This window comes from Salinisphaera sp. SPP-AMP-43 (assembly GCF_049568105.1).
In the GTDB taxonomy this organism is placed as follows: Bacteria; Pseudomonadota; Gammaproteobacteria; order Nevskiales; family Salinisphaeraceae; genus Salinisphaera.
Window position 1 is genome coordinate 570,774 of sequence record NZ_CP145335.1, and the last position, 11,662, is coordinate 582,435.

General features: G+C 62.3%; 11 protein-coding genes. 8 read left to right on the forward strand and 3 right to left on the reverse strand.

The window, feature by feature from the left end:
- Positions 1–85: 85 nt before the first annotated feature.
- A complete protein-coding gene (locus V5738_RS02425; RefSeq protein WP_423822812.1) occupies positions 86–1,054 on the forward strand; it encodes a zinc-dependent alcohol dehydrogenase family protein in 969 nt (322 codons plus the stop codon).
- A gap of 296 nt (positions 1,055–1,350) precedes the next feature.
- Here V5738_RS02425 and V5738_RS02430 read toward each other — a convergent pair whose 3' ends face one another.
- Positions 1,351–1,875, reverse strand: coding sequence for a MarR family winged helix-turn-helix transcriptional regulator (locus tag V5738_RS02430; protein WP_423822813.1), 525 nt, complete (start codon positions 1,873–1,875; stop codon positions 1,351–1,353).
- Positions 1,876–1,923: 48 nt separating this feature from the next.
- Here V5738_RS02430 and V5738_RS02435 point away from each other — a divergent pair, with 48 nt between their 5' ends.
- Positions 1,924–3,123, forward strand: a complete 1,200-nt coding sequence (locus V5738_RS02435) for an MFS transporter (RefSeq protein ID WP_423822814.1) — start codon at positions 1,924–1,926, stop codon at positions 3,121–3,123.
- 156 nt (positions 3,124–3,279) lie between these two features.
- Here V5738_RS02435 and V5738_RS02440 read toward each other — a convergent pair whose 3' ends face one another.
- Positions 3,280–4,140 (reverse strand): LysR substrate-binding domain-containing protein, encoded by an 861-nt coding sequence (locus V5738_RS02440; protein WP_423822815.1) that lies wholly within the window; start codon positions 4,138–4,140, stop codon positions 3,280–3,282.
- Positions 4,141–4,340: 200 nt separating this feature from the next.
- Between V5738_RS02440 and V5738_RS02445 the strand changes: the two genes are divergently transcribed.
- From V5738_RS02445 to V5738_RS02460, 4 genes are all read left to right on the forward strand, one after another.
- On the forward strand, positions 4,341–5,513 hold the full coding sequence (locus V5738_RS02445; RefSeq protein WP_423822816.1) for a TauD/TfdA family dioxygenase: 1,173 nt from the start codon (positions 4,341–4,343) through the stop codon (positions 5,511–5,513).
- A gap of 196 nt (positions 5,514–5,709) precedes the next feature.
- Positions 5,710–7,311: a multicopper oxidase family protein gene (locus V5738_RS02450; RefSeq protein WP_423822817.1), complete on the forward strand. Its 1,602-nt coding sequence runs from the start codon at positions 5,710–5,712 to the stop codon at positions 7,309–7,311.
- Positions 7,312–7,582: 271 nt separating this feature from the next.
- Positions 7,583–8,032: a hypothetical protein gene (locus tag V5738_RS02455; protein ID WP_423822818.1), complete on the forward strand. Its 450-nt coding sequence runs from the start codon at positions 7,583–7,585 to the stop codon at positions 8,030–8,032.
- A gap of 6 nt (positions 8,033–8,038) precedes the next feature.
- Complete coding sequence (locus tag V5738_RS02460) at positions 8,039–8,200, forward strand: hypothetical protein (protein WP_423822819.1); 162 nt, start codon at positions 8,039–8,041, stop codon at positions 8,198–8,200.
- 291 nt (positions 8,201–8,491) lie between these two features.
- Here V5738_RS02460 and V5738_RS02465 read toward each other — a convergent pair whose 3' ends face one another.
- Positions 8,492–9,661: an MFS transporter gene (locus V5738_RS02465; protein ID WP_423822820.1), complete on the reverse strand. Its 1,170-nt coding sequence runs from the start codon at positions 9,659–9,661 to the stop codon at positions 8,492–8,494.
- Between the two features lie 231 nt (positions 9,662–9,892).
- On the opposite strand from V5738_RS02465, the gene V5738_RS02470 reads away from it, so the two are divergent.
- Together V5738_RS02470 and V5738_RS02475 are read left to right on the forward strand one after the other, a co-directional pair.
- On the forward strand, positions 9,893–10,798 hold the full coding sequence (locus V5738_RS02470) for a LysR family transcriptional regulator (protein ID WP_423822821.1): 906 nt from the start codon (positions 9,893–9,895) through the stop codon (positions 10,796–10,798).
- A 186-nt stretch (positions 10,799–10,984) separates the two neighbouring features.
- Positions 10,985–11,095 (forward strand): hypothetical protein, encoded by a 111-nt coding sequence (locus V5738_RS02475; RefSeq protein ID WP_423824228.1) that lies wholly within the window; start codon positions 10,985–10,987, stop codon positions 11,093–11,095.
- Positions 11,096–11,662 lie beyond the last annotated feature (567 nt).

Genomic DNA, 11,662 nt, shown 5'->3' on the forward strand with positions numbered 1-11,662 from the left:
ACGGACGCGCACCGCAAATTACTTCGTAGCCAGGATGTGTCTTAATTCTCGACGATAGCCCGTCGCCCATGAAAAATTCGTCGTCATGGATAACTATTGCCTGCGCTACCGGTCGTTCGGCCCACCGGCCAAACGACTCGGCCTGGAGCGAGACGAATCCCGAGACACGTCGAACCAGTTTTTGCGGGTCGAGATGTCACTGGCACCGATCAACCCGTCGGACTTGATCCCGATAACCGGCGCGTACGCCCATCGGATAAAGCTACCGGCCGTAGCCGGTTATGAAGGCGAGGGCAGGATCGTCGATGCACCGCGTACACATACGGATCTCATCGGGCAACGCGTTCTGCCATTGCGGGGACGCGGGACTTGGCAATGTTTTGTCGACTGCGATCCCGCACTGGCGATTAGCGTGCCGAATAACATCGATGACACCACCGCCGCTCGCAGTTACATCAATCCATTGGCGGCCATTCGAATGCTCGAAAAGTGGCCCGTTCTCGACAAGCGAGTGTTGTTGACGCGCGCGGGTTCAACCTGTGCCAACCTGCTTGGGCTCTGGGCACGACAGCAGGGCGCGACCGAAGTCATAGGCGTTTATCGGTCGCCTGGCCGGGCGCAGGCGCTACGTGAACTCGGTATTAAACCGCTACGACTCGACGATAAATCGGCAATCGAGCACGTGGCCAAAGATATCGACATAACCTTTGATGCGCTGGGCGGACCTATCGCCACTTCAATACTCGAGTCGATGAAAAACAACCGCGTCTTTGTCGGATACGGATTATTGACCGGCTGGCCGCTCGCCCCCGTGATCCGGCCACGCGCCTGTTATCACCGCTTTCATCTCCGAGATGAGCTACAAACGCTGACCGCCCAGCAATGGCAACAGCATTTTCACGCGATCTGGCCTCGATTACTTGAAACCGACCTGCCCTGCGTCCGAATTTTCCCGCTAACCGAATGGCGTGAGGCGATCGACTACTTCGAGACGCCTGGCAACGAGAAACCGATGCTGGATTTCACGCGACAAAACAACGCGTGTTTGATCTAGCTGTCTAGGGCCTGTTGCCGTTTGATCCGAGCGCCGCGTTGGCGTCCGCTTACGACCCAGGCTGTGTGAAAACTCAAGCCGGTTGCGGTCCAGCTAAAAACCGACGCTCTGTACGCCCGCTGACGCCACGATCGGCTACTGGACAGGGGTAAAGAACCCCCTAAAATGCCGATGTCCCGAGTTTTCACACAGCCTGGATCCGGAGCGGACATGGAAAGAGCTCAAGCCGGCTTGCTTCTATAGGGATCATCCCGGGGATATTCAACCTAGCAACGCATGGTCTGAACCGAACGGCTTTACTCGCCTGATGGAAGATGCCGGATTAATGACTCAATCAGGCGGTCCAGTTCGAGCTGTTCATTCGTCGTGAGCGCACTCAAGAGGCGTTTTTGGTTTGCGACGTGCTCTTCGAGCATCTCGTCGATCTTCTCTTTTCCTTGTACGGTCAGTTGCACTAGCACGCCTCGTCGATCCTGCGGGTTCTTCGCTCGATTGATATAGCCGGCTCTTTCGAGTCTGTCGATTCGATTCGTCACGCCGCCGGACGAAATCATCATCGCCTGGTAAAGCGCTGTCGGCGTTAGGGCGAATGGCTTGCCGGACCGGCGTAACGTCGCCAGAACATCGAACTCGCTGCCGTGTAATCCATGCCGGCGGAATAATGGGAGCAAGTGTTGCCGTTCGATAAGCTGCACGGCTTCGGATAACCGACCCAGAACCTGCATCGGAAAAGCATCGATATCCGGGCGTTCTCGCGCCCACTGTCGCGCCGCAACGTCAGCGCGCGGTTCACTTTGTGGATCGTCTTTTTGTCTTGACATTAAGATACTTTATATGGAGATTCTTGGCACTCGGAAAGAGGATCCGCCATGAGTAAGCAACCTAGTGCTACAACCGCTTCAATTACATTCTATGCGGCCATCATCCTGTTGGGGCTCAATCTGCGCCCGATCATGGCCACCATTGGTCCGTTGCTGGAAACGATGCAAGATCGCATTGGGTTGAGTGATGTACAAGGCGGTTTATTGACCACGATCCCGGTGTTCGCGATGGGAAGCGTCGCTCTAATGGGCGGCGTTATTCAAGCGCGAATCGGCGTGCGTCGCGCCGTGCTTCTCGCGTGCGCTTTCATCGCAATAGGCAGCGGTTTGCGATTGCCCTGGCATTCACCAGCGGGGTTGCTCACTTCCGCCGCGATGGGCGGAATCGGCATCGCAGCCATTCAGGCGCTCATGCCCACTTTCATCAAACAGCATCCGATCGGCGACCCCGGACGAGGCATGGCGTTATTCACGACCGGCATCATGGGCGGTGCCGCAGTTGCCTCGGCTGCCGTGATGCCCATAGCGCACTTCGTTGGTTGGCCAGTATCGCTCTCGATCTGGGGGATTCTCGCTGTCATTGCCGGCGCCGTCTGGACAAATGCGACTGCTACGCGATCGGTCGATCCCGGCGGACGTGCTTATTCTCTGCCTTGGCGCTCTCGCCGTGCGTGGTTCCTTATGCTTTTCTTCGGGATCGGGACAGCCGCATACACGCTCGTGCTGGCGTGGCTACCTCCTTTTTTCGTACAACACGGCTGGAGTGCCTCGAGCAGTGGTTATTTACTCGGCGGGTTAACAGTCTGTCAGGTTGTCTCCGGGCTCACGCTGTCATCCGTCATCACTCGATTTCCCGACCGACGCTGCTTACTTTTCGTGATCCTTGCGCTAACGTGTGTTGGGCTACTCATACTGATCAGTGCACCTGATGTGCTGGCCGCCCCGGCGATCGTCACAATCGGCGTCGCCATCGGTTCACTTTTTCCGCTCTCGTTGATCGTATCGCTAGATCACCTGGACGAAGCGTCTGCCGCTGGCAGTCTCATGGGGTTTGTGCAGGGAGGCGGCTACATTGTCGCCAGCGTTATGCCGCTGGTAGCCGGCGGCATTCGATATATCTTTTCATCCCTCGATGCCGCTTGGCTCGTGATGCTTGCCGCACTGGTCATTCAGCTCGGCATGGTGCCGATACTCCGGCCGGGCGATCGACTCGAACCGAACGACTGGCGTTTGAAAGCCGACAAATGAAATCTATCGGCAATACCAAGGTGTTCTTCGCCCAGACGTTGCGGAGATGTAAAGTCCGCTTCTGGCCGATAGCCGACACACCGGCCTAAACATTGGGAATATACGGTGTCCCGTTCGAGTCGGTTACGCGCCCCCGGCCCGTTGTGTTCACAGGCCTTAATCGATCGTCGCCACCAGATGATCCCAGAGTTCGCTGGCCGCGGTACGCAGCGAGCGTCGTTCGGGGCGGGTGAGCACGAATTGTTCACGGGCCGGGCAGGTGAGTTCGAAGGGGGCCACCAGCATCTGGCGATCGCCGATCAGGCCGCGATGCGCCAGTGCGATGCCGCAGCCCTGGGCGGCCAGGCGCAGCGTCATGCTCTGGGTGTCGCACCATAGATGCCGGGTGGTGAGATCGGCCAGGCCGGCTGCCTCCAGCCAGGCCGGCCAGCCGACCGCGAAGCCCGCGGTATGCAGCAGCGTTTGCCCGGCGAGGGCGGCCGGCGAATCCAGGGTTTCGGCCAGTGCCGGTGCACAGACCGGTGTCATCGCATCGGTGCCCAGGGATTGCTGGACAAGCTGCGGCCAGTCGCCGGTGCCGTAGCGGATTTCCATATCTACGTCTTCGCCGATGAAGTCGTCGGCCCATACGCCGGTGACCACGCGCAGCGGTGTTTCGGGCTGTTGACGATGAAAAGCCTGCAGCCGTGGCGCCAGCCAGAACTGCTGGATCGCCGGGGTGGCGCGCAGGGTGACCGGGGCATCCGGTTCCGGGCCGAAGATTTCGGCGGTGCCGTGGGCGAGCCGGTCGAATGCTTCCTGCACGCTCGGCAGCCAGGCACGCCCGGCTTCGGTGAGCGTGAGCGAGCGCGCATGGCGAATGAACAGTTCCTGGCCGAGCCGGGCCTCGAGCAGGCGGATGCGCTGGCTGATCGCCGACTGGGTAATGGCCAGTTCTTCGCCGGCCCGGGTGAAACTGAGCGTACGCCCGGCTGCTTCGAAGGCTTGCAGCCAGGCCACCGGGGGCAGGCGGGCCATCAATAAGCCTCCAGCTGCGGATTCGATGCGGGCAGGGGCGGTTCGTTTTTATATTGCATACGGCCATGGTGCCGTAAATGCCCAATCTAAGCTAAGGCATTGGCCCGGGATTGATCGTTTGTCGGGGCTGCGGGGCGGGTTCATCCTAGTTCACAACATTTCGCGAGCCGGCAGCTCGCCGGCACAAGACGAGGAAATATATGGCGCCCGTGATCGATCAAGAACGTGTCGAGATGAAGGAACTGGCCGACTACAGCGATGGTCCGGCCTTGGTTTCGGCCGAGCTTATCGAGGTCGACGGGGCGCCGCGTGTGGCCCTGACCTGGGACGACGGCGCGGAAACTGCGCTGCCGCCGATCTGGCTGCGCGATCATTGCCCCTGCGATGCCTGCCGGCATGCGACCTCGCGCGAGCGCCTGTTCAAGATCATCGATGCCGAAGTCGGCGTGCCGAAGGTTTCGCTCGACAACGGCGTGCTGGCGCTGACTTGGCCGGACGGCCATGACAGTCGGTTCGACGGCGTCTGGCTGCACCAGCGCCGGCCCGGCGGCCATAGCTTCCAGCCGACCGTGCCGGCCGCCCGGGCCTGGCGTGAAGGGTTCTTGCCCGAGCACGTAGCGCATAGCGATTTCACGGCCGGCAACGATGGCCAGCGGCGTTGGCTCGAAGCGCTGATCCGCGATGGTCTGGTGTTGCTCGATAACGGCCCCACCGATCTCGACGAAGTAGTGCGCATTGCCGAATCCATCGGCCCGCTGCGGGCAACCAACTTCGGCGCGCGCTTCGACGTCCAGTCCAAGCCGAATCCGAATAACGCGGCCTACACGGCGATCGAGCTGGAGCTGCATACCGACTTGCCGAACTGGCGCAATCCGCCGGACATCCAGCTGCTGTACTGCCTGGAAAACGATGCCGAAGGCGGCGCCTCGACCTTTGCCGACGGATTCGCCGTGGCCGAGGCCATGCGCCACGAGGCGCCGAAGCATTTCGCCATGCTGGCCGAGACGCCCATCGATCTGCGTTTCCAGGACGATGGCCACGATATCGCCGTGCGCGAGCCGATCATTCGCACCGACGATCATGGTGAGCTGCGCGAAATCCGCTTCAACAACTGGATTCGCGACGCTATCGATATCGCGCCAGACCAGATCGAGGATTGGTACGCTGCCTACTGCGATTTCTGGGCCCGGCTACGAGCGCCGCGTTATCGCGCCGACTTCGAGCTGGCGCCAGGCCAGATGATTGCCTTCGACAACCGGCGCGTGCTGCATGGCCGCGGCGAGTTCAATCCGAATACCGGCAAGCGTCATCTGCAGGGCTGCTATCTCGACTACGACATGGTCGAATCCAAGCTGCGGGTACTGGCGCGCTGATCGACGCCGCAGGCAAGCTGACCTGCAACCCGGCCCCGGTCGTCTAGACCGGGGCTTTTTTGCGATCGGTCGAGTCGGTCCCGGCGTCTTGCCCTCGGCGCTTGCTGCCGCCATGATCGGCCGCGCACTGCCTCCGCGTGGCAACGGGCAACGTAAGTCGTTGTGCGGTCCGTTTTCTTTGCAGCGTTCAGGGATCATGACCACGATTGATCGTCACGGCCGACGCCGAGTACTCAAGGGCCTCGCGGCCGGCCTGGCCGGCGCGGCGCTTTGGCCCGCGGGTGTTCGCGCCGGGCGGCCCGGCTGGCATGCCCTTGGTGCAGAGGTGCTGGACGCCGGTGTCTTCCAGCGGCCGCTGCCGATTCCGGCGCAGGCCACCGGCGAACTCGATGCCGATGGCGTGCGCCATTACCAGCTGGTCGCCCGCCCGGGCACGAGCGAACTGGTCGCCGGTATACAGACGCCGACCTGGAGCTATAACGGCGCCTGGTTGGGGCCGACGCTGCGTATTCCGCGCCACCAGCCGGTGGCGCTGCATGTACACAACGGGCTCGATCAGCCTACGACCCTGCATTGGCACGGCGCCCAGGTGCCGGGGCAGATGGACGGCGGCCCGCACAGCGTGATCGCTCCGGGCGAAACCTGGACCGCGGCCTATACGCTCAGCCAGCCGGCCGCCACGCTCTGGTACCACCCGCATCCACAGGCCTATACCGGGCCGCAGGTGTATGCCGGCCTGGCTGGCATGCTGTGGGTCGACGACGACACCGATCGGCAGCTCGGCCTGCCGCGCACCTACGGCATCGACGATCTGCCGGTCGCGATCCAGGACCGGCGCCTCGACGCCGAGGGTCGGCTCGCCTACATGACGGCTGCAGGCGATGTCATGGGCATGAAAGGCGATCGGTTCCTAGTCAACGGCGTTGAACAGCCCTATGCCGAGGTCGCGGCGGGCTGGCTGCGCTTACGGGTGTTGAACGCCTCGAATGCCCGCAATCTCAATCTTGCCTTTGCCGACGGACGGCGTTTCTACGTGATCGCCGGCGACGCCGGGCTGCTCGCCGAACCGACGCCGATGGATCAGCTATTGTTGGCGCCGGCCGAGCGTGTCCAGATCCTGGTCGATCTACGCGGCGATTACGGTCGGCGGGTGGTGCTTGCCAGCGACTCGGGCGCCGTCGTGCCCGATCTGTATCGCACGCCCATGGCCGTCGACGATTACGATCGTCGCGGCTTCGATCTGCTCGAGCTACGGGTCGGGCCTTCGCTGGCACTCGGCACGGGCCTGCCGGAGCAGCTCGTCGAGCCGCCGAGCCTCGAACCGGACGGGGCCACGCGACGTTTTCTCATGAACGGCATGATCGCCTCGGGCGCGTTTATGCATCTGCAGGCGGGCCACGGCTATGCGCCGCGCGCAGCCCACGGGCCGGGTGGCATGAGTGCCGGCGTGGGCGGCCGTGACCTATTCGCTATCAACGGCGAGTACATGGATATGGACAAGATCAACGTCCATGTGAAACTGGGTGCGACCGAGGTCTGGCAGGTCACCAACGTCAGCCTGATGGCGCATCCGTTCCATATGCACGGGACCTCGTTTCTCATCCGGGCACGCGGCGGCAAGACACCGCCGCCCCAGGAGCGCAGCTGGAAGGATGTGGTACTGGTCCGCGGCGGCGAAACCGTGGAACTGGTGGCCCGCTTCGAGCATCCGGCTGCCGCCGAACATGCCTATATGTACCACTGCCATACGTTGGAACATGAGGACAACGGCATGATGGGCCAGTTCGTCGTCGCCTGATTCCGGCACGCCTCGAGGCTGGGGCCGGTATGATCGCCTGATTCGTATCGCTTCAGGCAAATCGATGTCGCATTCAGATTCATATCGCGTCGGTGAAGCGAGCAACCCCCGTGTGACCGAGCAGGTGGCCGAACTGCCGCTAGCGAAATTCTTTCCCGACCATCGCGCCGAGATGAACGATGCGCAGCCTGAGGTGCGGGGGCGGTGTCGATCCGCAGCTGGGTGGTACAGACCCCGCCTCGGCTAATCGTGATCGATACGGCCACCGGGAATGCAAAAGGATCGCGGCGGCAACCCCTTGTTCCACGATCTGAATACCGATTATCCGGCACGACTGGCCGCCGCCGCGGTCGAACTCGTATCGATGGCCCATTTGCATACCGACTATGTCGGTTGGAATACGGTCCGAGAGGGCGATATCTGGCGCCCTATGTTTCCCAACGCCGACTATGTCTGCTCCGCGGCCGAACGGGTGGTCTGGCAGGCTGAACCGGCCAAGGCCACGATTCTGGCCGACAGCATGCAGCCGATGCTCGGCGCCGGCCTACTGCGCACGATCGACCCAGCCGCCGGTCCGGTATTCGACGACGTGTTCACCGATCACGCCACGCCTGGTCACAGCTTCGATCATGGCTCGATCGCGCTGATCAGCGACGGCCAGTATGCGCTGTTCGGCGGCGATGTCCGGCATCACCCGATCCAGGCCGGGCATGCGCACTAGCGCTCGGTGTTCTGCGACGACAAGCCGTGGGCGACCGAAGCGCGGGCCTGGGCGCTGGACTGGTGTGCCAAGCACGACGCGCTGTGTTTCAGCTCGCATTTCGCCGAGACGCCGGCCGGGCGTATCCGCCGTGCCGACGACGGCATCTACGACTGGCAATTCGTCTGAACCCTATGGCCGGCGCCACCGGCCGATTCACCTAGACAGCAGCTGGCGTCGGCCGCGGCGCCCGCCGCCCAGCGCGCCAATGGTGTGCTCTGGCCGGTCTATCGCGCCGGATCGAGCGCGGCCCTGAGCGCGTCTATATCGACTTCGATCGGCAGTTCGGGATCGCTATACAGCGCGGTAGCAAAACCGGTATCGGCGTCGCGGGCGCACGCGGCACAGCGATGCACCAGATCACGGCGGCCTGGCGGCCGATAGTGGCCGCCAGAGCCATCGTGGCGTTTTCGACGGCGATCAGGCGGCTTCCGGTTTCAGCATTTTCTGGCCGGAGCCGATCAACAGCACGGCGATCGTCGACAGCGCGGCGCTGCCCAGGAAGGTCCCTGTAATCCCGAAGTGATCGAGCAGCGAGCCGCCCAGGGCAGCGCCGACGAGGATCGCGCTCTGGATCGCGGCCACGATCAGGCTGCCGGCAGATTCCGGTGCATCGTCCATATTCTGCGAGACCCAGGCCATCCAGCCGACCGACATGGCCGTATTCATGGCGCCCCAGACCGCGAGCAGCAGCGCCACGATCAGCAGTATTTGCCCGAAGCCCAGCAGGGCGAGCGTGACCAGGCCCATGACGATCGGTAGCAGCTGCAGCAGGCGAATCACGCGGCCGTTGGCCAGCTTGCCGGCCAACCAGGTTCCGACGAAGCCGGCACAGCCCAGAACGAGAAACAGCACCGACAGCAAGGTCACATCTACGCCGGTCACGTTTTCCAGAAACGGGCGTAGATAAGTGAACATTGAAAACGCGCCGGCAAAAGTGAAGATGACCGCGGCGATGCCGCGCGCGAAGTGTGGACGTTTCAATACACGAAACAACGCGCCCATGGTCTGGCGACTGCTCGATGGCATAGCCGGCAGGCTGATCAACTGCCAGATGAGATTAAGGCCTACCAACGGCACCAGTACCCAGAACACACCGCGCCAGCCGATCAGACCGCCGAGATAACTGCCGATGGGGGCCGCAAAGGCGGCTGCCACAGCCTGGCCGGTGTACATGGTCGCCAGGGCGTTGGAGACTTTATCCGACGGCGCCAGGCGCATGATGACCGCCGTCGCCAGCGCCCAGAAGCCACCGATGCAGATACCCAGCAATGCCCGGGCGATCATGAGCACGATGAAATTGGGGGCCACGGCGATCAGTACCAACGAGGCCAGCATGCAGCTGGTCATCGACACCAGCACCCATTTGCGATCGAGCCGGCCCACGAGGGTGGTGATCAACAGGCTGGCTGCGACCGCAAAAAAGCCGCTGATCGAAATCGCCTGACCGGCCTGGCCTTCGGTGGCATCGAGCCCGTGGGCAATCGGGGTCAACAGGCTGACCGGCATGAACTCGGAGGCGATCAGCATGGCGACACAGAGCGTCATAGAAAACACGGCGCTCCAGGCCGTCGATTGTGGCGATGTCATGCGTATTCCTGTCGGTCGTTGGTGCGCTGTCAGCCATAAGCCAGGGCGGCCCAGCCGTTATGCCAGGCAATGGTGATAGCGCCGATCAATTTGTTGCATGCATTCTAAAGTCGGCACACAGTCGAACAAGGCCGGCGAATGCATTGCATGCATGAATTTAGTTCATTGTTGAATCAGTCGGACGCGGTGCGTGATCGGCTAGAATGGGTCGCCTAGCAGCGAGAGGCCGCGATGCAGCGTGAGGAATGGGGCGATCTGGCCGTGTTTGCAGCCGTCGCCGAAGATATGAATTTTACCCGGGCCGCCGCGCGGCTTGGAATCTCGCAGTCCGCGGTCAGCCATACCATTCGGCGGCTCGAGACATCGGTGGGGCTCAAGCTGCTCAATCGCACATCGCGACGCGTCAGCCTGACCGATGCCGGCGACAAGCTGCTGGCGACGGTCCGGCCGGGCCTGGCGCAAATCGAATCCCGCATCGAAGAATTGCGATCGCTCGGCGATACGCCGCGCGGTCGCGTGCGCCTGACCGCCAGTAAGCCCGCTGCTCGAACCCTGTTGATGCCGGCCCTGTCGCAGATCGTGCGCGACTATCCACAAATCCAGGTCGAGTTGAACCTCGACGGCAAACTATCCGACCTGGCCGAAGAACGCTTCGATGCCGGCGTTCGCCTCGGGGAATTCGTAGGTCTAGACATGATTGCCGTGCCGATCGGGCCGCCGCTGCGAATGGCGGCGGTCGCTGCACCGGATTATTTTCGATTACGGGGAATACCCGAACACCCTGACGATTTGGATGCCCACGATTGTCTTGCCCTGCGGTTTCATCCGCAGGCCTCGGCCTACGATTGGGAGTTCGAAAACGACAACCAAGCAATCACCAAGCCAGTGTCCGGGCCGTTCATATTCAGCGAAAGCGATATCTGTATCGAAGCCGCGCGGGCCGGGCACGGGATCGCTTTCGTGACCGAGCCGGAAGTGATCGACGATATCGAAAGCGGCCACCTGCGGCGCGTACTGGCTGACTGGTGCCCCCCGTTCGAGGGCTATCATCTGTTCTATCCGGATCGCCGCCAGGTCAGCTCGGCCCTGCGCCTGATCATCGACCGGCTCAAAAAAACGAGTGCTTCCTCTGCTTGAGCGGGTAATCGATCTCAAACGGGCGCTTTCGCTCGATGATGAATCGCCGTCTTTGCGCAGTGGCCGGTTCCGGACATTGGCATGGTTCGAAAGGAGGCCAGGATGTCTCCGCCGCCCGATGGGTTGCCTGTTTTCCGGCTTTTGAGCGGGCCGGATACTTCAGAGTTCTGTGAGCGGGTATCGGCCATGCCGGCGTTGGGCTACCGGCTTTATGGTTTACCGGCGATCACCGGTCAGGACGACGGCACGACGGATCTCTGTCAGGCCGTTGTCTGGTCGTTGTCTGGCCGACGGTAGATACCAGCTAGGGCCTCAGCTCAAGGTATTGTCGCTGGGGCTCGCTTCGAGCTCTGCCTACAGGCTTGCCAACGCAGCGTGCTTGGCCTGTGGCTCGGGGTTCATCACAGGCGCATGCGGCGGTCGCTAACCGGCCACAGGTCCGAATAGGGTGATGCGAAGGGCTATCGGGACGCCGATGCGTATGCGGCTGGCGTTGCCGGCTGGTCCCATGAGGACGATGGGCATCGAGCGCATGCCCGCCTGTGGCACACCATCGATCAGCCGAGTGCCGCCGGCGGTGAATAACAGGTGACAGGTTTCGGTCTTGTGCCCGAGTACTGCATAAGCTGCTCGGTGGGCTCGGTGTTGATTTTCAAGCCCCTGGCCGCGGGGCGCCTTAAAGGGGCTCTGGTCGACAGCGGCCTGATGAAGGGCCGTTGTCGAACAACGAACCGAGGGTGGGCGTTAGCAGCGGCGTGGTACGAGCGCCGCTTGCGTGTCCGAAAAGCATGTTCGGCCGGCGTCGGTCGCAAGCTCTCGGAAGACCACGACCACGACCGCAACCAGCGCCCACGGGGCTGGGCA